Origin of the sequence: Kribbella antibiotica (genome assembly GCF_004349055.1) — a bacterium.
Taxonomy (GTDB): domain Bacteria; phylum Actinomycetota; class Actinomycetes; order Propionibacteriales; family Kribbellaceae; genus Kribbella; species Kribbella antibiotica.
In genome coordinates, this window is the sequence record NZ_SMKX01000114.1 from 1 (window position 1) to 21,617 (window position 21,617).

21 protein-coding genes are annotated in these 21,617 nt (G+C 67.0%); 9 read left to right on the top strand and 12 right to left on the bottom strand.

The window, feature by feature from the left end:
* Window positions 1-5 precede the first annotated feature (5 nt).
* The 3 genes from E1263_RS29995 to E1263_RS44135 form a co-directional block, all read right to left on the bottom strand.
* Window positions 6-1,415, bottom strand: a complete 1,410-nt coding sequence (locus E1263_RS29995; RefSeq protein WP_165956791.1) for an HNH endonuclease signature motif containing protein — start codon at window positions 1,413-1,415, stop codon at window positions 6-8.
* Window positions 1,416-3,042: 1,627 nt separating this feature from the next.
* The gene (locus E1263_RS44130) at window positions 3,043-3,819 is read right to left on the bottom strand and encodes an NAD(P)/FAD-dependent oxidoreductase (protein ID WP_202869120.1); all 777 of its coding nucleotides are present in this window, start codon (window positions 3,817-3,819) and stop codon (window positions 3,043-3,045) included.
* Complete coding sequence (locus E1263_RS44135) at window positions 3,776-4,345, bottom strand: NAD(P)/FAD-dependent oxidoreductase (RefSeq protein WP_202869121.1); 570 nt, start codon at window positions 4,343-4,345, stop codon at window positions 3,776-3,778. The genes E1263_RS44130 and E1263_RS44135 overlap by 44 nt, the downstream gene beginning before the upstream one ends.
* Window positions 4,346-4,521: 176 nt before the next feature.
* Between E1263_RS44135 and E1263_RS30005 the strand changes: the two genes are divergently transcribed.
* Window positions 4,522-6,255: an L-aspartate oxidase gene (locus E1263_RS30005; protein ID WP_132173438.1), complete on the top strand. Its 1,734-nt coding sequence runs from the start codon at window positions 4,522-4,524 to the stop codon at window positions 6,253-6,255.
* Here the strand turns inward: E1263_RS30005 and E1263_RS30010 are convergent, their stop codons facing one another.
* The 5 genes from E1263_RS30010 to E1263_RS30030 all read right to left on the bottom strand — a co-directional run bounded on the left by E1263_RS30010 (window position 6,256) and on the right by E1263_RS30030 (window position 9,214).
* Window positions 6,256-6,720: a nitroreductase family deazaflavin-dependent oxidoreductase gene (locus E1263_RS30010; protein ID WP_132173440.1), complete on the bottom strand. Its 465-nt coding sequence runs from the start codon at window positions 6,718-6,720 to the stop codon at window positions 6,256-6,258. It lies immediately after the preceding gene.
* 49 nt (window positions 6,721-6,769) lie between these two features.
* Window positions 6,770-7,345: a hypothetical protein gene (locus E1263_RS30015; RefSeq protein WP_132173442.1), complete on the bottom strand. Its 576-nt coding sequence runs from the start codon at window positions 7,343-7,345 to the stop codon at window positions 6,770-6,772.
* A 1-nt stretch (window position 7,346) separates the two neighbouring features.
* Complete coding sequence (locus tag E1263_RS30020; RefSeq protein ID WP_132173444.1) at window positions 7,347-8,258, bottom strand: DUF6286 domain-containing Asp23/Gls24 family envelope stress response protein; 912 nt, start codon at window positions 8,256-8,258, stop codon at window positions 7,347-7,349.
* A 199-nt stretch (window positions 8,259-8,457) separates the two neighbouring features.
* Entirely contained in the window at window positions 8,458-8,646 is a 189-nt protein-coding gene (locus E1263_RS30025) for a hypothetical protein (RefSeq protein WP_132173446.1), read from the bottom strand.
* A gap of 73 nt (window positions 8,647-8,719) precedes the next feature.
* Complete coding sequence (locus E1263_RS30030; protein WP_132173448.1) at window positions 8,720-9,214, bottom strand: Asp23/Gls24 family envelope stress response protein; 495 nt, start codon at window positions 9,212-9,214, stop codon at window positions 8,720-8,722.
* A gap of 209 nt (window positions 9,215-9,423) precedes the next feature.
* Between E1263_RS30030 and E1263_RS30035 the strand changes: the two genes are divergently transcribed.
* The 7 genes from E1263_RS30035 (at window position 9,424) to E1263_RS30065 (ending at window position 16,392) form a co-directional block, all read left to right on the top strand.
* Window positions 9,424-9,984, top strand: a complete 561-nt coding sequence (locus E1263_RS30035) for an RNA polymerase sigma factor (RefSeq protein WP_132173450.1) — start codon at window positions 9,424-9,426, stop codon at window positions 9,982-9,984.
* Window positions 9,975-10,532: an anti-sigma factor gene (locus E1263_RS30040; protein ID WP_132173452.1), complete on the top strand. Its 558-nt coding sequence runs from the start codon at window positions 9,975-9,977 to the stop codon at window positions 10,530-10,532. Before E1263_RS30035 ends, E1263_RS30040 begins: the two co-directional genes overlap by 10 nt.
* Entirely contained in the window at window positions 10,529-10,891 is a 363-nt protein-coding gene (locus tag E1263_RS30045; RefSeq protein WP_132173454.1) for a hypothetical protein, read from the top strand. Before E1263_RS30040 ends, E1263_RS30045 begins: the two co-directional genes overlap by 4 nt.
* Before the next feature lie 263 nt (window positions 10,892-11,154).
* Complete coding sequence (locus E1263_RS30050) at window positions 11,155-12,699, top strand: aldehyde dehydrogenase family protein (RefSeq protein ID WP_132173456.1); 1,545 nt, start codon at window positions 11,155-11,157, stop codon at window positions 12,697-12,699.
* On the top strand, window positions 12,696-14,018 hold the full coding sequence (locus E1263_RS30055) for an aminotransferase class III-fold pyridoxal phosphate-dependent enzyme (RefSeq protein ID WP_132173458.1): 1,323 nt from the start codon (window positions 12,696-12,698) through the stop codon (window positions 14,016-14,018). Before E1263_RS30050 ends, E1263_RS30055 begins: the two co-directional genes overlap by 4 nt.
* On the top strand, window positions 14,015-15,334 hold the full coding sequence (locus E1263_RS30060; protein ID WP_132173460.1) for an aminotransferase family protein: 1,320 nt from the start codon (window positions 14,015-14,017) through the stop codon (window positions 15,332-15,334). The genes E1263_RS30055 and E1263_RS30060 overlap by 4 nt, the downstream gene beginning before the upstream one ends.
* Before the next feature lie 62 nt (window positions 15,335-15,396).
* Window positions 15,397-16,392 (top strand): GNAT family N-acetyltransferase, encoded by a 996-nt coding sequence (locus tag E1263_RS30065; protein WP_238161651.1) that lies wholly within the window; start codon window positions 15,397-15,399, stop codon window positions 16,390-16,392.
* Between the two features lie 6 nt (window positions 16,393-16,398).
* Here the strand turns inward: E1263_RS30065 and E1263_RS30070 are convergent, their stop codons facing one another.
* From E1263_RS30070 to E1263_RS30085, 4 genes are all read right to left on the bottom strand, one after another.
* The gene (locus tag E1263_RS30070) at window positions 16,399-17,106 is read right to left on the bottom strand and encodes a GntR family transcriptional regulator (protein ID WP_132173462.1); all 708 of its coding nucleotides are present in this window, start codon (window positions 17,104-17,106) and stop codon (window positions 16,399-16,401) included.
* Window positions 17,107-17,111: 5 nt separating this feature from the next.
* Window positions 17,112-18,086, bottom strand: a complete 975-nt coding sequence (locus E1263_RS30075) for a glycoside hydrolase family 16 protein (protein WP_132173464.1) — start codon at window positions 18,084-18,086, stop codon at window positions 17,112-17,114.
* Window positions 18,087-18,243: 157 nt separating this feature from the next.
* The gene (locus E1263_RS30080; RefSeq protein ID WP_132173466.1) at window positions 18,244-19,239 is read right to left on the bottom strand and encodes a Gfo/Idh/MocA family protein; all 996 of its coding nucleotides are present in this window, start codon (window positions 19,237-19,239) and stop codon (window positions 18,244-18,246) included.
* Window positions 19,240-19,249: 10 nt separating this feature from the next.
* A complete protein-coding gene (locus E1263_RS30085; protein ID WP_132173468.1) occupies window positions 19,250-20,227 on the bottom strand; it encodes a Gfo/Idh/MocA family protein in 978 nt (325 codons plus the stop codon).
* 182 nt (window positions 20,228-20,409) lie between these two features.
* Between E1263_RS30085 and E1263_RS30090 the strand changes: the two genes are divergently transcribed.
* Complete coding sequence (locus tag E1263_RS30090; RefSeq protein WP_132173470.1) at window positions 20,410-21,549, top strand: ROK family transcriptional regulator; 1,140 nt, start codon at window positions 20,410-20,412, stop codon at window positions 21,547-21,549.
* The last annotated feature ends 68 nt before the right edge of the window (window positions 21,550-21,617 follow it).

Here is a 21,617-nt window from a genome sequence, read left to right on the forward strand (position 1 = left end):
GGGGTCTACGGGCCGGCGGTTGGGTTGGCGTTGGTTGACCAGGGGTCGGTGTAGTTGGGGACCATCGCGGTCAGGTGGGCGCGGAACGCTTCGCGTTTGGCGGCCAGCGTCGGGTTCGGGAGAGCGCTGCCCGCGGAGACCCTGGTCGGCTGATCGTGGCCCGGGTAGCTACTAGTCGCCTCATGGGTAGCAGTCGTCCAACTGCGAGCTGCAGCGAGAACAGCCGGATCCGTCACCGGTGCTGGATCGGCCCAGCTCGGCCGGGTCACGTTCACGATGCCGCCGGTGATCGAGACAGCCCACTGCCCAGCATGCACAGCACGGTGATGCGACGCACACAACAGCACCAGGTTCTGCATGCTGGTCGGCCCGCCGTTGGCCCAATGAATGATGTGGTGCGCATGGCACATCCACGGCGGCGCCTTACACACCACACAGCCCTTATCGCGCTTGATCAAAGCCCGCCGCATATAGCGATTCACGAACCGCTGCTCAGTCCCGACATCCAGCGGCTGCGAATCCCCACCCAGCACGATCGGGAGGATCGCTGCGTCACAGGCCAGTAGCCGCACCGCTGAGGCGGACAGGTTGTTCCCGAACACCAGCTCACCAACCGCGCCGGTCGTGTCTCCGAGAGCAGCTTTGAGGTCGTCGAAGTCGATCGTGACGGTCAGGTGCGGCACACCCGGATGGTCACGGTTGCCGGCCGCGGCGTCCATCGTGGCTACCAAAGCATCAGCCTGCCGCACGTCCTGTGGCCGCGGATCACGCTCACCATCAACAGTCTTATGCGGCTTCGACAACATGTGGATCTGGGTGGTGAGCTGCTCACCGTCAGCACCAGGCAGGAACCCGGAGAACTTCACCCCGCCATCGACCTGCCGCAACCGCAACGACCTCTTCGCGTGCGCCTCTTCTTCAGAAGGTTCCGCACCGTCGGTGTCGAGCCGTGTGAGGACATCGTTGCCGAACTTGGCGAGCCGACGAGGGTCCTGGTCTTTCGCGACACCGACCATCTGATTTTCGGTGAACTCAAGCGTCTCAACCGCAACAGTCGACGGAACCTTCTCCAACGTCTCGACAACCACCATGCCCTGCGCCGGCCGCACCGTCCACGGCCGAGCCGGATCGGTCGGATCCGGCAACGCGCCCGCCACCAGCGGGTACTTACGCAAAGCAGCCATGAACGCCAGAGCCTTACGCACCTCCGCAGGAGCCTCCCGGTACCGCTCAGACAAGAAATCGACAGTGTCACGAGCACCGAGCTCGGCCGCGGCACCCATCTCGTCGAGGCGCCCACCAGCTTGCAGGATGAAGGTGTCGAGCGCCGCTCTGACAGCGTGCGCAGTGTCCAGCGAGGTCACCAGTTCGGCGACACTCAAGGACCACACCGGGGGCATCGTCAACATCTCCATACCCAAAAGCATAGACACGCCCACCGACACTTTTTGGCCGAAAACCCCTTATTTACATGGTGAGCTGTGGGCTATTCGATCAGCCCACACCAGCCCACACCTGAGCCCGCCGCGCGTCTTTGAGAACGCACCAACCACGCAGAGCGCGCCAAACGGTTGATGGGCTCTCAAAGTGCGTCCGTTCGGCGCGCGGGCTTGCCTTTGTGGAGCGAGATGGGCAACTGGTGGCCTTGGCGATCCACAAAGCTAGCTGCCCCATTCCACGCGACCTTCCCCAGGCAGCGGTCGCGGCCGGGGAGCGCAATGAACCGGAATCGACAGGCAGAACTCCCCAGCCTCGACACCAACCTCAGGCACTGCCGATCACGCCACCGCACTCCACCGCCCCGCTCCAGCCAACGCTTACTAGGATCGCCGCTCCGACCATCCGCGCTTTCCCGCCCAGCACAAGCGCGCCCGACGGGTTCAGCCGATTGCCCTTGGGACGAGCGGGGATCCGCAGCCCCGGCTAAGGTCCGGCAAGGACTCGGCCGGGGGCGTGGGTGCCTGGTTGCTCGCCGCGACCGGCCGACTCGAAAAGCGGGTGGCTGAGCGCCGCGGTGGCTCAGGCGAGATGGCGAGACCGGCGACCTAGGCTCACGCTGCTTGGTGTTCCGGGCTTTGGTTGCGGCCCAGAAAAACAGGCCGCGTCCACGGTGGCCGTTGCTTGGGGCTCCGGGCTGTGGCTGGGGTTGCTGAGCTGCCGTCGGCGATCGCGTTCAGGCTGCATTTGGTGGGCGCCCCCAAAAATGCCAGTTGATTAAGGGGCCAGGACAGTGCCGAAGGGTCGGTCAAGCGTCGACGTCGGAAGGCTCCGAGCACATGGTCTCCGGATCTTCGGACGCTAGAACACTGGCCCGCTAACGTCCGAACGATCGGCGCGCGTGGTCAGCGGTTCTTCGGACGCTAGCTGCGGTCGCGGTGGTTGGGGCCGCTTTGCGGGAGTCTGCTGTCGTTGTGGGGCAGTAGGTTCTCGCTGATCGTTGCCTTGGACGGTGGACGGACCTGCGGCCGGGGTCGTCCGGTGGGTGGCTGGTCGCCGCTGCGGCCGATCTGCTGAAACGGATCGCCGAGCAGGTCTACGGCCGGGGTGGATGGCGAGGTCGGCGATCGCGTGGCTCGTTGCTTGAGGTTCTGGGCTTCGGCGGGGGTCAGTGAAGTGCGGTCGTCGGATAAATGGCCGTTTGCCGGGGGTTGGGGAGTTCTGCCTGTCGATTCCGGTGCGTAGCGCTCCCCCGCCTCGCCGGACAGCACGCCGGAACAACCTGTCCTGTGGTCGAAAGCCACCGCGGCGGGTCAGCTGTCAGGACTCGTTGCCATCGGCAGCAACCTCAAGCAACGAGTTCGCGATCGCTGACCTCGCCAAGCAGCCCAGCCACCGCGGCGACCAGCCACGCCGCCGTTAGTCGGCCGCAGCGGCGACCCGCCATCCCCAGACGTCACCGGCCGAGCCCACGCCCACCCACCGCTGACCGCAACATTTCCCGCCGGCCGCCGCCCAAGAACCACCGACCAACCGCGAACCACCCGAACACGAAGCAATCCGCCGTACCGAGGACACCGACCGGGGACCGTGGACACCCGGCTGCTAAGGAGTGGTGGAGTCGGCTTCGGTGGTGAAGGCGGCTCTTGGTTGCTGGACTGAGGCTAGGGAGACGATGTCTCGGCCGTAGAAGGCGGCGGCTAGCCAGATGGCGAGGACGCGAACCTTGCGGTCCCAGGTCGGTACGGCGAGGACGTGGTAGCCGCGGTGCATTAGCCAGGCGAGCGGTCCCCGCACGACGATCCGGCGGAACTGGAAGATGCCGGTGCCGAGGCCGAGCGTCGCCACGGCACCGAGGCTGGAGTGGCGGTACTCCTTCGGCTCGCGACCGCGCAGGTTGGCCAGCAGGTTCTTGGCGAGCAACTTTCCTTGCCGGACCGCGTTCTGCGCGTTCGGCACGGTAAGCGAGCCCGGTACGGCGAGGTCCGGGATCGCGGCGTCGTCGCCGGCGGCCCAGGCGTCCGGGACGATCTCGTCGTCGGTGCCGACTCGTAGGTCGGGGCGGGTCTGGATGAGGCCGCGGGTGGTGACGGGGAGGTCGGTGTGACCGCGGACCAGGCGCGTCGCCGCGTTTCCGGCCGACCAGATGATCAGGTCGGTGTCGAACTCTGAGCCGTCGCTCAGCACGACGTGACCGTCGGTGGCCGAGACCACGGTCGTCTCGAGGTGGAGGTGACCGCCTCTGCCTTCGAAGAGCCGGCGTACCCAGGCTCGCGGGCCGTCGGACACCTCGGGAAGGATCCGCGCGGTCGCCTCGACCAGGTGGAGCGACAGGTCCTCACGGCTTAGGCCGGGGTAGGACTTCAAGCGAGAGTAGTTCACCGAAGCTCTCGACTCCGTTGAAGCCGGCGCCGACAACCAGCATTGTCAGCAACCGGCGGCGCTCCGGACCGGGTGGCAGAACGGATGCCTTGTCGAAGGCGGTGAGCAACTGGTCGCGAACCGCCACCGCCTCCTCGACATGCTTCACACCGATCGCGTGCTCGGCGATACCGGGTACGGAGAAGGTGCGGGTGATCGCGCCGGCGGTGATTGCGATCACGTCGTACGGGAGTTCGAAGTCTTCGCCGCTGACGGGGTGGATGATGACCGTCTTGCGGGCGTGTTCGACCTTCGTCACCGAGCCCGCGATGATCCGGGTCTTGCGCAGGTTACGACGCAGGGAGATCGCTGCGTGCCGGGCCTCGACCGAGCCAGACAGCACTTCGGGGAGGAAGGGCTGGTAGGTCATGTACGGGCGTGGGTCGATCAGTACTACCTCGGCCTCGCCTCGGCGAAGCTTCTTCTCCAGCTTCCATGCTGTGTAGAAGCCGGCGTATCCGCCTCCGACAACCACGATTCTGCGCACCGAAATCCTCCGCTCTCTCACTAGCTACGACAGCGTAGAGGTCCCGGTTGTGACAACCCCCACCCCCGGTGTGACCGCTGTTACCCGGCTGGGAGTCACAGAACCGGAATCTGCGTGGTCAAGTAGACACTGAGCCCTTTGAGTTTGGGCCGAAGAGCCTAAGGAGAGAACCATCAATGACGATGGCCGAGCAGCAGATTGCAACCTCCGTCCTGGTGATCGGAACCGGTGGTGGCGGCCTGCGGGCCGCGATCGAGCTGGCCGAACGCGGTGTCGAAGTCCTTGCCCTGGGCAAACGTCCACGCAATGACGCGCATACGTCGCTGGCCGCCGGTGGTATCAACGCGGCGCTGGCCACGATGGACCCCGAGGACACCTGGCAGCAGCACGCCGCCGACACCTTGCAGGAGAGCTACCTGCTGGCGAATCCGGACACGGTCCGGATCGTCGCCGAGGGTGCCGCGCAGGGAATCGCCGATCTGGAGCGGTACGGGATGCCGTTCGCGCGGGAGGCCGATGGGCGGATCTCGCAACGATTCTTCGGGGCGCATACCTACCGCCGGGCAGCGTTCGCCGGCGACTACACGGGGCTGGAAATCCAGCGTACGTTGGTGAATCGCGCGGTTCAGCTCGGGGTTCCGATCCTCGACAACGTGTATGTGACGCGGATTCTGGTGCGCGACAACACGGTGTTCGGTGCCTATGGGTTCGATCTCGATACGGGCAAGCGGTATGTGATCCACGCCGACTCGGTGATCCTCGCGGCCGGTGGTCACACGCGGATCTGGCGGCGTACGTCGTCTCGCCGGGATGAGAACACCGGCGACTCGTTCCGTCTCGCGGTCACGGCTGGTGGGCGGATTCGCGATCCTGAGCTCGTGCAGTTCCACCCGTCCGGATTGATCGAGCCCGAGAATGCGGCCGGGACGCTGGTGTCCGAGGCCGCGCGGGGCGAGGGTGGGCAGCTCAAGAACGCGCTCGGAGAGCGCTTCATGGCCCGGTACGACGCTGAGCGGATGGAGCTGTCGACGCGGGACCGGGTCGCGCTGGCCGCGTACACGGAGATCAAGGAAGGCCGTGGTACGCCGAAGGGTGGGGTCTGGCTCGACGTGTCGCACCTGCCGCGGGAGACGATCATGCAGCGCCTGCCGAGGGTTTATCAGACGCTGCTTGAACTGCAGATGCTCGACATCACCCAGCAGCCGATCGAGATCGCGCCGACCGCGCATTACTCGATGGGCGGCGTTTGGGTGCGGGCCGAGGACCACTCGACGGGGGTTGATGGTCTGTACGCGCTGGGCGAGGCGGCCAGCGGTCTGCATGGCGCGAACCGGCTGGGCGGGAACTCGCTGATCGAACTCCTGGTGTTCGGCCGGATCGTTGGTGAGGAAGCGGCGAAGTACTCGGTGAATCGTGAGTCCCAGCAGCGATCTGCCGAGGTTGTCGGTGAAGCGCGGGCTGAGGTCGACGGTCTACTTGCTTCTGACGGTCCGGAGAACGTTCGGGCGCTGCAGAGAGCGCTCCGCGACACGCTCACGGCGCGGGCCGGCGTCGTACGGGATGAGGCCGGTCTGCTGGCTGGTATCGAGGAGCTCGAAGCGATCGAGGAGCGCACGGCGCAGGTCGGCGTGCACCCCGATATCGCAGGTTTCCAGGACCTCGCGCACGCCTTCGATCTCAAGTCCTCGGCGCTTTCCGCCCGGGCGACCTTGGACGCCGCGCTGGAACGCCGGGAGTCGCGCGGCTGCCATAACCGGTCGGACTACCCCGACCTCGACGAGTCGCTCCAGGTCAACCTCGTCTGGTCGGGCCCCGGCCAGATCACGAGAGAGCGCATCCCCGCGATCCCGGCCGATATCCGCGCGCTGATGCGCGACGAAATCTCCACGGAAGGCAAGCTCGTCGAGTAGTCAGGCGCGCGGCGTGAGCCGGACGAGGGGGTACTTGCGCGCCGACTTCTGCTGGTACTTCGCGAACCGCGGCTGGGCTTGGATGATCGAGGCCCAGACCGCTTCGTACGACGCTCCCGTCAGCGGCTCCGGTGTCACCGGTACGACGCCGCGGTCGGGCAACTCGATCGTCGCCGCGGCCGGGTTGGCGAGCAGGTTCGCGTACCAGCCGGGGTTCTGGCTCCCGCCGCCGGAGGCGATCAGCACCCAGGCGTCCGGCCCATCCGCGAACCAGGCCAGCGGGTTCTCCCGGGTCAACCCGCTGCGCCGCCCGACCGTGGTCAGGACCAGCAGGTCCATCCCCATCATCGTGGCGCGACCACGCCGGATCTTGCGCGTGGTCCGCCCGTTCACTGTCCGCTGGAACCAGCGAGAGAGCGCTCCCGGGGTTCCCGGCTGCCGTTCTTGTGTGCTCGTGTTGTTCATACCCGCAACGCTAGATCCTGCCGGGCATCCCGGGCTTCTTGATTCCTGATCAGATCACGCGGGCGACCGCGGTGGTCCTGTCCGAGCGCGCCACCCGGAGCCGGACCCGAGTGTGGATCTTGGGGAGCGCAACCACGGTGGCGAGGTCGGCGGCGGTGCGTGCGGCCGCCGCATGCACAGCTTCGAGATCGGCGGTCGGCTCGACGGTGCAGGTGAGCTCGGCGACCAGTTGGCCTCGGTCGGCGACTACCTGACCTGAACCGTCCCGGACGCCGGGCGTCCGCGCCAACGCCTTCGCGGCGGCGTCCACCGCTGAATGCGCGTCGGCAACCAGCTTCCCGCTCCGATCACCACCAGGCAGCGCGAACCGCCCGCCGACCCGCCGCGGCAAATGCCGTGCAAGCCACCAGAGCCCGAAACAGATCGCAATGACTCCCGCGGCACCAGTTGCCCACGGCCACCATTCGGCGCCGGTGGGATCGCTCACCGGCCCGGCCGTGATCCGGTCCGGGGCAGCCGGCAATTCGCCGTACTGCCAAGCGACCGCAGCGCCACCCACAACAAGCAGAGAGAGCGCGATCAGCGTTCCCACCAGTCGATCCAGAGCAATCACTCCGCGACGCATGTCACTCCTCCCGTACGGCGATCCGCGTCCGCGGCACCGGGGTTATCGTCCGCAACCGCTCTTCCACAACTGCCGTGACGTCGGCGCTGACACGGACCGGGTCGCCGAACGTCGTCACCACCAGGCCAAGCCGCTTCCGCTTCGACCGACCCGCCACGTCGGTCACCGAGTCCACGTGCCGCGCACTGTCTGTCGCCAACCGCGCAACGTCCGTGCTCCGCACCCACACGAGGCCGTCGGACCCGTTGACCGCATGATGTGTGCGGCGACGGCGCTTGAACGCCATCACCAGCAACAGCAGCCCGACGGCAGCGGCACCAATCCCGGCCGGCACCATCCACCCGGCAGGTTCCAACTCAGCAGTGCGGCCGAATCCGCGGCTCAACCACGAGGTCCCGTCCATCAGCCCGGAAGCAACCGCCATCTCCCGGAGCGCAACACACCCCGCCAAGATCAACGCGAACGCACCCACGATCCCGAACCAAACGACCGCAGTCCCCGCCACGGGCGGCTTTGCAGCCACCGCCTCGGCGACGGCTTCACCGCTCGACTCCTCTACCTGAGAGGCGTCGACCGTGGTGATCGTGACGTCGGCTCGGTCCACGCCCAGCCCGGTCAGATCTTCCACCGCGGACGTGATCGCCTCACGGAGGTCAGCTGCAGTTTCAGCGAGCGGATGCGGCCAGGTGATCGCGGTCTCCAACGAGACCCGCACACGCTGCCCAGCAACCACCGCCCGCGCCTTGGGCAACCCACGCCTCAGTACGGCGGACTGCCGGCTCACCGCAGGATGGCGGCGGGCCGTGATCTCCACGATCCGCTCGACCGCCCGTTGTGCGATCTCGAGCCGGCCGCGATCGCCCCCGAATGCGATCGCGGACGGCCCTGAGACCCCCGGCACCGGTCCGTCCACCGGCGCAAGTTCATTCCCCGCACCGCCGTCAGACGAACAATCGTCTGACGCAGCCCCAGGCCCCACGGATCCCACCGACTTCTCACCGGCCGACTCGACCAACAGGGGGCTCCCCAGCGCGCGCTCTACCGGAACCCCGCCGTCCGGTGCCTCCGAGCGCTCTGCCGGGATGCTGTCAGTCGGGCGCGGGGTGTTCTGGTCAGCCACGGTTTCGGCGGGAGAGGAGGTCGTCGAGCGCCTTCGTCCCGCTGCCGTCGGACAGGAAGCGGCCGACAACCAAGCCGACAGCGCCCAGCACGAGGGCCAGCAGGAAGCCGGGGAAACCGCCGGCTGCGGCAGCGATGGCGATCAGCAGGCCGGCGAACAGGCCGATGGTCGAGGTGCTCACTCGGGATCTCCTCTGAGGAAAGGTGCTCTGGGGCAGGGTGCAAGGGGTGCTGCAGGAAAATGCAGCGGGTGTGTCAGCGGACGCGGGGTTCGGCGGTGTCGGCGGACTCGGAGTCATCGTCGTCGTCGCCGTCCAGGTGCACGTCGGACACGGAAATGTTGACCTCAGTGACCTGGAGGCCGGTCATCCGCTCGACGGCGGAGATCACGTTCTCGCGGATCGCGGCGGCCAGGTCGGCAATGCTCACGCCGTACTCGGCGACGAGGTCGATGTCGACCGCGGCCTGCGTCTCACCGACCTCGACGGAGACGCCCTGCGAGAGGTTCGTCTTCGAGCCAGGGATGCGCTCGCGCAGCATGCCGACTGCCCGGGCAGCGCCGCCGCCGAGAGCATGCACACCGGGGATCTCACGGGTTGCGATACCGGCAATCTTGGAGACCACGACATCCGCGATCGAGGTCTTGCCGCCGGCAATGATGCCATCGGCAACAACTGTGTCGTTGGCTACCGGGTCGGCGACGGCGACCGGACGCTTGGGGGCCGGCTTGGGGGTAGCGGTTTCTGTCATCGGAGATGCCTTTCTCGTCAGCGACTGCTTCGATCATCCAGAACAGCTTCGGAGCCGTTCGCTGGAAGGACGACCGTGCGACCGGAATCGTCACGGTCCCTCCACATCCGGACCAGCGTGACATGGCTCACGCAATGGATCCGGGAGGCTACCGTGACATCTACGCAGGCAGTGTCGTCTCAAGAGCAGGTGCGCAACCAGGAGGTGGAGTGACCACAGGGCTGATCGAGCTCGACGAGGCAACCCTCGTTGCCCGGGCCCGTGATCGCGACCCGGCGGCGTTCGAGCTGCTGGTCCGGCGCTACCAGCGCCGGATCTACACGCTCTGCCTCCGGATGCTGAACGGCGCAACGGGTGACGCCGAAGACGTCGCCCAAGAGACGTTCGTGACCGCGTGGCGCCGGCTGCCGGAGATCCAGCACGACGCAGCCTTCGGTTCCTGGCTCTACCGCACCGCGACCAACAAGTGTTTGACGATCTTGCAGCGCCGCAAGCCAACCACCGAACTCGACGAAGAGAGCGCTCCCCACGACCTCAGCGGTGACGCTGACCCGGCCCGCGCGGTCGGGAACAGCGAAGCAATGCAGGCACTGGCCGTTGCATTGAAACGGCTCCCACCGCCACAGCGTGCCTGCTGGCTACTGCGCGAGGTCCACGGCCGCTCGTACCAGGAGATCGCCGATCTCGTCGGTACGACGCCCACGGCGGTCCGCGGCCGGATTGCCCGCGCCCGCGCCGAACTTGCGGAGGTGATGAAGCCATGGAGATGAATCCCGAAGACGCAGTCACCGATCTGCATCCGCTGCCTTGCGGGCGGACTGTCGAAGATGTCTGGGACGAGATCGAGTCCGGCGAGCTCAGCGAGCACCGGGCCACCTGCCCGCACTGCCGGACGGCGCAGGCCGGTCTGGAGCAGCTGATCGAGGCGACCCAGTTCCTGATCGACGACCCGGTCGACGTCCCCAGTGGATTGCTCGACCGGATCATGACGGCTGTCCGCGCCGACCTGAACCTCGGCCGCACGATCCCGCTGTCCACCGAACCGGCCGAGGTCGAGGTCTCGGTGCACGCACTCAACGCCGTACTGCGCTATGCGGTCGACGGCACCACCGGCGTACGGGCTCGGCAGTGCCGGATCGAGTTGTCCGAGCCTGGTGCCGTCCGGGTGTGGATGTCCGTCGCGCTGGAGTTCGGCGCCGGTCAGGTCGGAGCGCTCGACGAAGCGCGGCAGCGGGTTTCGCTGGCTCTGCGAGGACAGATCGGGCTCGAACTGGAGTCCCTCGACTTCGAGGTTGTCGACGTCTGGACCAAGCCGTGAGCACCGGTGAGGTTGCGCAGATCGGTGCCGCCGAGGCGGCGGCGCTGGCTGCCCGGGCCGTCGGCGGCGTCGTCCGGTTGCAGCCCGGGATCAAAGGTCTGCTCCGGCAGTTCGGTGCGCAGGCTTGGCAGCGTGCGACCGGCCGCGACATGCCAGATGTGGCCGGCGTCCACATCGAGCTCACCGAAATCGAGGTGCAGGCGGAGGTTCGGATCGTGGTCGGCGTCGATCACCTGGCCGCTGAGGTCGGCCGCAAGGTGCACGAGGCGGTCGTCTCCGCGTTGGAGGCGGCGACCGGACGGACCGCGGTCGTGCGGATCCGGATCGTCGAGTTCGAGCTCGAACCGCGCTACTCCTGACACGCCGTGACGAAGATCGCCCTGGTCCCGATGCCGGTGTTGGTGGTAGAAAGGGCCTGACCGCAGTACACCGTGAGCGAAGGGAGCGAGACCGATGCGTCTTCCGGGCTCCCTCAAACCGCTCACGATTCTTCCCCCCGGGTAGCACTTCACCCCGCCGCCACCAGTCAAACTCTGGTGGCCTTTGGCATGCGCGCGTTCTGGCCGCCTCTGCCCCCTCTTCTGCCACAGCCAATTTCTTCATGTGTCGTGGAAGGACATCGATGACGAAATTTCGCGTCACCTACGCAACTCTCAGCGCAGACAACGAGGATCTGCACACCGCGTACGAGCAAGGCCTCGCCATCGCGAAGGACTGGCTCGGCGCCGATCTGACCGGCTTCGTCGGCGGGAAACCGCTCTCTGGCCAGGAAACGTTCACGATCACCAGCCCGGGCGACGCCGCGCTCACCCTGTGCACCGTGCACAGCACGACCGCGGCCGAGGTCGACGCCGCGGTCAGCACTGCGGCTGACGCCGTACAGGCTTGGTCGGGGCGCCCGTGGCAGGAGCGCGTCGACATCCTGATGCGCGCCGCGGATCTGATCAGTGAGCGCTCCAACGAGCTCGCCGCCCTGATGTCCATGGAGGTTGGCAAGAACCGCCTCGAGGCCCTCGGCGATGTCGAGGAGTCGGCGGACCTGATTCGCTACTACTGCAAGCAGTACAGCGACAACGACGGTTTCGTGCGGCCGATGGACCAGCTGTCCGACGCCGAGCGTACGACGAGCGTCCTGCGCCCGTACGGCGTCTGGGGCGTCATCAGCCCGTTCAACTTCCCGATGGCGCTGGCCGCGGGACCGGCCGGTGGCGCGCTCGTTGCGGGCAACACGGTCGTCCTCAAGCCGAGCCCGCAGGGAACGTTCACCGCGGTCAAGCTCTACGAGTGCCTCCAGGACGCCGGTCTGCCCGGCGAGGTCATGCAACTGATCCCTGGCGGTGATGAGGTCGGCCGCGCGCTGGTCAAGCACCCGGGGGTGAACGGTCTGACCTTCACCGGTTCGTTCGCGGCCGGCATGGAGATCTACCGCAGCTTCCCGACCCCGTTCCCGAAGCCGGTCGTCTGCGAGATGGGCGGCAAGAACCCGGCCATCGTCTCGGCCAAGGCCGACCTGCCGACGGCGATCGCCGGGATCGCGCGTTCCGCCTTCGGGTTCTCGGGCCAGAAGTGCTCGGCCTGCTCCCGCGTGTACGTCGAACGTGCCGTGTACGACGACTTTGTCGCCGGACTGGCCGTCCGCGCCGGTGAGCTCAAGGTCGGTGACGCGACCGCGCGCGACGTCTTCGTCGGACCGGTCGTCAACGACGAGTCCGTCGCCCGGTTCACCGACGCCGTGGCGCACGCCTCCAGCGTCGGCAAGGTCGTCGCCGGTGGTGAAGTGATCGAGGGCCGCTACGTGCAGCCGACCGTGGTCACGGATCTCCCCGCCGGAGACCGGTTGCTGACCGACGAGCTGTTCGTGCCGTTCGTGGCCGTCCAGCCGGTCGACTCCCTCGACGAGGCACTGACCCTCGCGAACGCGACCGAACTCGGTCTCACCGCGGGCTTCTTCTCCGCCGACGACGCCGAGGTCGACTACTTCCTCGACCGGATCGAAGCCGGTGTCGTCTACGTCAACCGCGCCGCCGGCGCGACCACCGGCGCCTGGCCGGGCGTCCAGCCGTTCGGCGGCTGGAAGGGCTCCGGCAGCTCCGGCAAGGCCGGTGGCGGCCTGTACTACGTCCAGCAGTTCCTCCGCGAACAGTCCCGAACGGTGGTGTCCCGATGACCCAGACCCCGACTCACGCCAAGCCCAACACTGGCCGCCCGGAATGGTTGCCCGAGGGCCGGCCGGTGCCGGACCTCGTCACGGCGATCCCCGGTCCGCTGTCGAGCGCCGTGGTGGAGCGCGATCTCGCGGTCACCAGCCGCTCGCTCCCCCGCGCCTACCCGCTGGCCCCGCGCCGCGGCCACGGCAGCGTCATCGAGGATGTCGACGGCAACCTCTTCCTGGACTTCAACGCCGGGATCGCGGTCAACTCGACGGGTCACTGCCACCCGCGCGTGACGGCCGCCGTACAGGAGCAGGCCGGTGAGCTGCTGCACTACTCGGCCAGCGACTTCTTCCTGCCGATCTACAGCCAGATGTGCGACGCGCTCGCCGCGACTGCGCCGATCGATGGCCCGGTCCGGGTCTTCCTGTCGAACTCCGGCGCCGAGGCGGTCGAGGGCGCGCTGAAGCTGGCTCGCTACGCGACCAAGCGTCCGTACGTGATCAGCTTCTACGGCGCGTTCCATGGCCGCACGATGGGCGCGGTCACGCTGACCGCCTCGAAGTCCAAGTACCACAAGGGATTCGGGCCACTGCTCCCCGGTGTACTGCACGCGCCGTACGGAGATGACAGCACGTTCGACCACCTCGAGAACACGCTCTTCCGGTACGAGGTTTCGCCGGACGAGGTGGCCGCGATCTTCGTCGAGCCGATCCAGGGCGAGGGCGGTTACCTGGTTCCGCCGGCAGGCTGGATGGCGCGGCTGCGCGAGCTGTGCGACAAGCACGGCATCCTGCTGATCGCCGACGAGGTCCAGTCGGGCGCCGGCCGGACCGGCAAGATGTGGGCGATCGAGCACACCGGCGTCCAGCCGGACATCCTGATCAGCGCGAAGGGTCTCGCTTCCGGCCTTCCGCTGGGCGCGTTCATGGCTCGGGCCGAGCTGATGGAGAGCTGGCCGGCCGGTGCGCACGGTTCGACGTACGGCGGTTCGCCGGTCGCGTGCGCGGCTGGCCTGGCGACGCTCGAGGTCATTCAGTCCGAGGGTCTGATGGAGAACGCGACCACGATCGGTCAGCAGCTCCTCGACGGGCTGACCAAGATCCAGGCCGAGCACCCGGACAAGATCGTCGACGTCCGCGGTGTCGGTCTGATGATCGGTGTCGAGTTCGCGACGGCTGACGAGGCGGCTGCGGTCCAGCAGCGGGCATTCGAGCGCGGCCTGCTCGTGCTGGAGTGTGGCGAGAGCGCTATCCGCATGTCTCCCCCGCTGGTCATCACGGCCGAGGAAACCCAGATCGCGCTCTCTCTGTTCGCCGAAGCGGTCGCTGGGTGACTGGCGCCGTCTTCTCCCGTGCCGCTGGTCGCGACCTTCCGGTCGTGGCCGGCGGCCGCGGTGCTGAACTGTTCGACACCACTGGCCGCCGCTACCTGGACGCGGCCGGTGGGGCGATCGTGGTCGGGATCGGGCACGGTTCGGCCGAGGTCGCCGATGCCATCGCGGCCCAGGCCCGGTCGGTTGCCTATGTGCACGGGTCGGCCTTCGCATCGCCGTCCTTGACCGAGTACGTCGAGACGCTCGGCCCGCTGTTGCCGGTCGACGACCCGTACGTCTACCCGGTATCGGGTGGCAGCGAGGCCGTCGAGACTGCGCTCAAGATGGCGCGGGCCTATCACTTGGCGCGTGGCGAGGACCGGTCGGTCGTGATCGGCCGGACCGGCGCGTATCACGGCAACACCCGGGGTGCGCTCGATGTCTCCGGTCGCGACGGCCTGCGAGCGCCGTACCTGCCCTGGCTGGGGTCGGCGGCGCGCACGACGTCGCCGTACGAGTATCGCTGTTCGTTCCCGGACAGTCACCCAAACGGCTGTGGCGCACAGCATGCCGAGGCATTGGAACAGGTGATTGTTGCCCAGGGCCCGCAAAACGTCGCGGCGTTCATCGCGGAGCCGATCGCCGGCGCAGCCCTCGGGGCTTGTGTGCCGTCGGCCGACTACTGGCCGGCCATCACCGAGGTTTGCCACCGGTACGGCGTCCTGGTGATCGCCGACGAGGTGATGACTGGGTTCGGTCGCACCGGGCGTTGGTTCGGCTCGGATCACTGGGGTGTTCGGCCGGATCTATTGGTCGCCGCCAAGGGGGCTGCGTCCGGCTACTGGCCGCTGGGACTGACGGTGTGCAGTGGCGAGGTGCACGACACGATCCAGAAGGCCGGGTTCGTCCACGGCTTCACGTATTCACATCACGCGGTCGGGGCTGCGGCAGGGCTCGCCGTACTGAAGATTCTGCAGCGCGACGGGCTGGTCGAAGCGGCCGCCGAGCGCGGTGAACAACTCGGGGCCGAGCTGCAGAAGGAGCTTGGGGATCACCCGCACGTAGGCGATATCCGGGGCCGCGGCTTGTTGTGGGCAGTCGAGCTGGTGGCAGACCGCGAGACCAAGGCGCCGTTCCCGCGTTCTGAACGAGTGGCCGAGCGGATCGTCGCGGCGGCCAAGGAGCGCGGCGTGCTGCTGTATCACTCCACCGGCTGCGCGAACGGGACGGAGGGCGATCTCCTGGTCTTCGGGCCGCCGCTGGTGATCACCCCGGCCGAAGTCACCGAGGTCGCGAAGGGGTCTGCAAACGCGATCCGCGAAATCCTTTCTGCCTAGCAAAACGGCGCTGCATAAATCAGTTCGGCTGGCGGCCGCGGGACTCTACAGTCAGCAGAGTGATGACAGAGCGGATCGACCCCCACGACCCGGCGGCCTTCGACGAGTGGCATGCGGTGCACCTGGCCGGCGGGACTGCCGGGCGCGAATTCGCTGTGTCCTGGCAGCTGGAGGAGATGCGGATTTCGCTGACCCAGCCCACGCCGTACTGGACCCACGAGCTTTGGGCTGCTCGCGACGAGACCGGCCGGATGGTCGGCGTACTTTTCGTTGATGTGCCGTTGAAGGACAACCTCAGCCTGGTGTCGATGGAGATCGACGTCCTGCCGGAACACCGCCGTCGGGGCTACGCCACCGCGCTGGCCGCCGTAGGTGAGGCGCGCGCGGCGCATCACGGCCGCACGATCGTGCAGGCCATGGTGCACAACCCGCTCGACGGCTCGGCACCCGGCCAGAGCTTCGCGCGGGCCCAAGGCATGACGGTTGGCATCGTCGACATGCATCGGATTCTCCAGCTACCGCTCGACGAGGCCTTCCTCGCAAGCCTTGCCGCGGAGGTCGCCGACCATCACCGTGACTACCGCCTCGTCAGCTGGCAGAACCGCTGCCCGGACGACCTCGTTGACGCCTATGCGGCCCTCGAGAGCACGTTCAACAACGAGGCGCCGATGGGCGACCTGACCATGGAAGCCGAGGTCTTCGATGCAGCCCGGATCCGCGCACGGGAAGAGCACACACTCGCGCAAGGCAAGCACAGCTGGGTGACCGCAGCGATCGCGCCGGACGGCACCCTCGCCGGGCATACGGCACTCTTCCGTCCCACGCATGACTCGATCAATGCGTTCCAGTCCGGCACCCTGGTGGCACCGGCGCACCGCGGCCACCGACTCGGCCTGGCTCTCAAGGTGGCCAACCACCTCGAGCTGCAACGCACCCACACCGAGCCGCGCGTCCTGCACACCTGGAACGCCGAGCAGAACACCGCCATGAACGCGGTCAACGCCCGGCTCGGCTACCGTCCGGTCGAGCTGACCGAGGAATGGCAACGCAAACTCTGACAGCTTTCAGCGCAGGCTCAGCTGAGTGCTGACCTGGTAGCGATCGCCGCGGTAGGCAGCGCGGGTGAACTCGAATCTGCGGCCGTTCTGGTCCTGCGTCGTTCGCTCCAGGACCAGGATCGGGGCATCCAGCGCGAGGCCGAGCAGAGCGGACTCGGTGGCATCCGCCGACGCCGCCGAGTGAATCTGCTCGGCGTCGGCCGGAATCACGCCGTACTGCTCCTCGAGCACTGCATAGAACGAGCCGTGCTCGATCGCCTGGACGTCGAACCCGGCCACGATCTCCTGCAATACATGAATCGTCTCCAGGCAGATCGGCTCACCGTTGACGAGGCGCTGGCGGGCAATGCGTAGTACCGGCGTATTCGGTGGGACCCGGAGCCGGTTGCCGACCACCGTGCCGGCCTGGATCGTGGCATGAGCGAGCACTCTGCTGGTCCAGGCTCCAGGGGCTTCCGGATAGGTCGCCCCCTGGGTGCCGGTGATCTGTTGCGAGATGCGGGGACTGCCGACGAACATGCCACGGCCATGCTCACGGACAAGCCAGCCGTCGCGGACCAGTTCGTCGACCACCATCCGAAGGGTGGGCCGCGAAATCTCCAGTAAGTCGCCCAGTTGCCGCTCCGACGGGATCGCCTGGCCGACCTGTCCCGACTCGATCAGCCCGAGCAGGTATTCGCGGGCCCGGTCTCGCTTGCGCAGACTGCCTGCCATCGAGATCAGTGCTGCGGGGGCTGGTAGTTCTTGCAGCTCCCGGTGTCGATCATCGTGTCCTGGTAGCTGGTGTTGTGCTTGCGGTAGGCCTTCACGCGCGCCTCGGCCCGGCTCGGCGAGACCGTCTCGTTCTTGGCGTAGTAGGCCCAGTCGATCTGCTGGTGGTACTCGCTGGTCCCCGTGCCCTGGTGCGCCTCCAGATCGATGAACCACAGATTCCAGTTCATGCTCATGTCCTGGCGCGGCAGGACGGTGTTGCCGTCCTGGTCGACGGTGTGGTCGGCGGTCAGCTTGCCGTCGATGTAGTACTTCGCGTGGCCGTTGCCGACCTGGGTGACGTAGGTGTGCCAGCCGCTGAGCGACCTGGCCTGGTTGTTGGATGCGGAGCGCGCGTCCCACGGGTCCTCGCGGAACGTGTGGTAGCTCGTCTGGAAGTTGATCGGGCCGGTCTCGCCCCAGCCGCCGTTCGCCAGGTACTCGGTAAAGTCGAGTTCGCTGTAGATCGGGTCATAGTCGAATTTCGTCGGGCCGATGGCGAACGCGGTCTGGTTGATGTGGTCACCATCCGATCCGGCGACCGGTTTGTCGGCATAACGGACCCGGGTCGCATAAGTCCCGTTGCGCAGCTTCATCGTCGTACGGCGAAGTTCGGCGTGCGTCGTACCGGCCGCCGTACCGTTGGTCGTCGCCCGCAACTGTGCGACGTTCTGGCCGTCTTGCCGGACAAAGGAGACATTGCTCGCCGGCCACGCTGCGCCCGGTACGCCGGGGCCACCTACCTCATTGCGGGCATTCCAGCCATGCGCTGCGAGCGCAGGATCGGCGCTCGACTGGTACTGGAAGTCGTCGAACAAGACGCCACAGGCGCCCGGTCCACGGTCGGCCTGGCCGGTCGAGCCGGCGGCGGCCGAGGCGCCACCCAGCATCGAGGCGACCGCGGCGGCGGAGACAAGGAGGATGGTGGTTCGCTGACGTGACATGACGCGAGCATGAATGCCACCCCGGTGAACTGCAAGAGTTTCACCCGATCTTTTCGAACGAACCCATCCTAAAATATCCGGATAATGCACTGGTAAATACCAAGAACTATTTCGCAGCCTGGCGGCACAGTCGATGGTATTTACCAGTTGGGCCGTACTAACTGATGACGGAGGCAATCGTCTTGGTGCGGGCACCCTCATAGGCGGCCAGCAGGATGCCCAGTACGGCGATGCCTTCGACCTCGGTGTGGATCGGGCGCGTCTTACCGATGAGCGAGTCGGCGAAGTGCTCGATCTCGGCGACGAAGGTGTCGACCGGCTCCAGCTCGAACGTCTCCGATTCGCCTGACCGCAGTTGGTAGGTGAGCGACGTACCGTCACTGTGCAGTGCGCCCAGCTCGCCGACAGCCGAGAAGCGCTCGGTCGAGCCGGCCGGCTCGTAGGCCCAGCTGGTGACGAGCTGACCGACCACGCCGTTGTCGAAGCGGATCAGCACCTGGGCGGAATCTTCGCCCTCCATGAACTTCAGGCGGTGCGTGGACAGCATTGCCGTCGCCTCGACCGGCATTCCTCCGGCGAGGTGCAGCATCAGGTACGTCGGGTGGTAGCCGGTGTCGATGAGCTCGCCACCGCCACTGGTCTTGCTGCTGGCGCGCCAGCCCATCGAGCTCGGGTCGAAGTCGTTGTAGAAGCTGTCGGTGGTCCGCACCTCGTAGACCGTGCCGATCGTGCCCGCCTCGAGCAGTTCCTTGGCCTTGGCAACCGCCGGCATGAAGAGCTGGTTGTGCGCCGACATCAGCGTCACGCCATTGGCCTCGACAACTCGCCGTACGTCGGCGGCCTCCTCGGCACTCAGGCACAACGGCTTCTCACAGAGAATGTGCTTGCCTGCTTCGGCTGCGGCGACGATCGCGTCGCGGTGCAGGTGGTGCGGCAAGCAGATGTCGACCGCGTCGAGCTCTTCATTGGCGAGCATGTCGCGATAGTCCGTGTACGCCGTTGCACCGAGCTCAGCACCGCGTGCTTTCGCAGTCTCTTCCACCGCGTCTGCCACCGCAGTGATACCGATCTTGTCGGCATGCGCGACGTAACCCTTGATGTGTGCGGAGGCAATCCCGCCGGCGCCGATCAGGCCGACCTTGATCTGGGGCATGACGATCTCCTCAGGTGTATGCGACGACGGTGTTGGTGGCGGCGGCTTCGTTCGCCGCGACGACCAGGCGGGTGAGCTCCAGCGCCCGGGCGATGTTGTCGTCCGCGCGGGTATCTCCGGTGATGTGGTCGACCCACTGCCCGAACGGATCCAGGCTGTGCTCAGGAACCGGGATCTCTTCCTCGCCGACCTTCAGCAGGTTGCCTGCCTCGGTGTACGTGAGCGTGTTCTCGGTCCCGAAGATCTCGATCGTGAATGGGTTCGGGCTGGCGAAACCGGCCTCGATCACCCCGATCGTCTGGTTCGCGTAGCCGAGCACGACGACCGCGTTGTCCTCCAAACCGAGACCCGCCAGCGACCGGTACGTCGCACTGACCGTCTCAGCGGCTGCTCCGAGGAAGAGTTGAGTCAGGTACACGGGGTGGCAGCCGAGGTCGGTGAGCGCGCCCCCGATCGCAGCCTTGGGCTCGAAGAACCGCAGCGGCAGCCAGCCGTCCTTGCCGTCACGACCGATCGCGCCGTCATGCGACAGCCGGACCCGGGCGTAGCTCACCTTGCCGAGCCGCCCACTGTCGAGCACCTCGCGGATGGCGTTCGTATAGCCGTGGGCGAGTCGCGGCAGCGAGACCGTCAGCTTGACACCGTTGTCGTCGGCCGCGGCGATGATCTCCTCGGCCTCCGCGACGGTCGGCGCGAGCACCTTCTCGGTGAAGATGTGCTTCCCGGCCTGAGCGACCTTGACCATCAGGTCGCGGTGCTCGTCGGTCGCCGTGGTGATCACGACACCGTCGATGTCGCTCGCCAGCAGCGCGTCCAGATCGCTTGTGTAGGCGACGCCGAAGGCTTCGGCCCCGGCCTTGCCGCGCTCTTCGTCGGTATCCCAGACCGCCACCAGTTCCGTACCGGGATGTTCCTGCGCCTGCCGCGAATAGTCGCCGGCATGGACGTGCCAGAAGCCCAGGGTCGCGATCTTGAGGGGGTTCGGCATCTGCTTCCTCCTGCCCGAGGTCGTCCCGGCTCACCAGCACCGGCCGCGGACCAACGTACAACGTTGTCATGGGGTTTTGGGAAGGGCTGGCGCGCCCCATTTCATCTACCGGACCGGCTGCTCGTCTCTATAGTTATCCGGGACTCCTAGGTAATTGGTGAGGCCCACATGAATGAGGTCCAGTGAGCGAGGCACTGTCCGGCGGGGACCTGCAAAGGTTGCGGCAGCTCAACGTGGTCGCGGCCCTGCGGGTCCTGCGCGCCGAGGCGCCACTGACCGTCACCGAGCTCGCTAAGCGGACCGGACTGTCGCGCGCCTCCACCGAGGACGTCGTACGGGATCTTCTGGGACGGGGCTGGATCGGCGAGGTCTCGCCGACGGCAGGAACCGTTGGCCGGCCGGCTCGGCGCTATCGGTTTCGCGCCGATGCAGGGCGACTGCTGGGCGTGGACATCGGTGGTCACAAGGTGCTGACAGTGGTCACCGACCTCGAGGGTGACGTCCTTCATCAGGCCCGAATCCCCGTCGCGCCCGACGCCGGTCGGCGGGAGCGCTTGCAGGCGGTCGATGACTGCATTGCGGCCGCGCTTGCCGGTGCTGACACGACCGCGGAGCAGATCTGGGCAACCGGCGTCGCCACCACCGGGCTCGTCGACGGCACCGGCAAAGTGATGCTGTCCGACTCGCTCCCCGAGTGGACCGGCGTCGACCTCGTCGCTCAACTGCGCCGCATTGTCCGCGGTCCGATTCGAGTCGAGAACGACTGCAAACTTGCTGCCCTGGCTGAGAATTGGCGCGGTGTCGCTCGCTATGCCAAGGATGTCGTGTTCTTGCTGGCCGGGCTGCGGACGGGCGCCGGGCTGATCATCGACGGCAAGCTGCACCGCGGATTCGCCAACTCGTCCGGCGAGATCGGCGCGCTACCGGCGGTCGGCTGGGAGCGCGCTCCGGAGCACCTGCACGGCTGGCTCAGCCCCGGCGAACCGGTCGAACGCGTCTTCCTCGCCGCCCGCGACGGCGATCGCGCGGCTCTACGCGCAGTCCGCGGCTACGTGCGCGACATTGCCATCGGTACGTCGGCCCTGGTGCTCACCCTCGATCCGGAACTGGTCGTGATCGGCGGCGGCTTCTCGCGCTCGGCCGACGTACTGGTGGAGCCGTTGCGCCGCGAGCTCGATCGCTGGTGCCTGCGTACGCCGGAGATCCGGGTCTCGGCCTTCGGGGATGAAGGGGTCGCGCTCGGCGCGGTCCGGCTGGCCGTCGAGCAGGTCGAGTCCACCCTGTACGGCGACGCAGTCCCAGCCGCTTCGCTCATGTTTTGATCACTGCACTGTCGGGTTTTTGATCAAAACTGCTCGAAACTACCGCGTTGTGAACTCTTGACACAGTT

Excerpts from the sequence above, each read along its gene's own strand:
- E1263_RS30015 (WP_132173442.1), bottom strand. The coding sequence starts at position 7,345 with ATGCGTCGCGGAGTGATTGCTCTGGATCGACTGGTGGGAACGCTGATC.
- E1263_RS30065 (WP_238161651.1), top strand. The coding sequence starts at position 15,397 with ATGACAGAGCGGATCGACCCCCACGACCCGGCGGCCTTCGACGAGTGG.
- E1263_RS30050 (WP_132173456.1), top strand. The coding sequence starts at position 11,155 with ATGACGAAATTTCGCGTCACCTACGCAACTCTCAGCGCAGACAACGAG.
- E1263_RS30080 (WP_132173466.1), bottom strand. The coding sequence starts at position 19,239 with ATGCCCCAGATCAAGGTCGGCCTGATCGGCGCCGGCGGGATTGCCTCC.
- E1263_RS30055 (WP_132173458.1), top strand. The coding sequence starts at position 12,696 with ATGACCCAGACCCCGACTCACGCCAAGCCCAACACTGGCCGCCCGGAA.
- E1263_RS30085 (WP_132173468.1), bottom strand. The coding sequence starts at position 20,227 with ATGCCGAACCCCCTCAAGATCGCGACCCTGGGCTTCTGGCACGTCCAT.
- E1263_RS30040 (WP_132173452.1), top strand. The coding sequence starts at position 9,975 with ATGGAGATGAATCCCGAAGACGCAGTCACCGATCTGCATCCGCTGCCT.
- E1263_RS30070 (WP_132173462.1), bottom strand. The coding sequence starts at position 17,106 with ATGGCAGGCAGTCTGCGCAAGCGAGACCGGGCCCGCGAATACCTGCTC.
- E1263_RS30075 (WP_132173464.1), bottom strand. The coding sequence starts at position 18,086 with ATGTCACGTCAGCGAACCACCATCCTCCTTGTCTCCGCCGCCGCGGTC.
- E1263_RS30030 (WP_132173448.1), bottom strand. The coding sequence starts at position 9,214 with ATGACAGAAACCGCTACCCCCAAGCCGGCCCCCAAGCGTCCGGTCGCC.
- E1263_RS29995 (WP_165956791.1), bottom strand. The coding sequence starts at position 1,415 with ATGGAGATGTTGACGATGCCCCCGGTGTGGTCCTTGAGTGTCGCCGAA.
- E1263_RS30005 (WP_132173438.1), top strand. The coding sequence starts at position 4,522 with ATGACGATGGCCGAGCAGCAGATTGCAACCTCCGTCCTGGTGATCGGA.
- E1263_RS30010 (WP_132173440.1), bottom strand. The coding sequence starts at position 6,720 with ATGAACAACACGAGCACACAAGAACGGCAGCCGGGAACCCCGGGAGCG.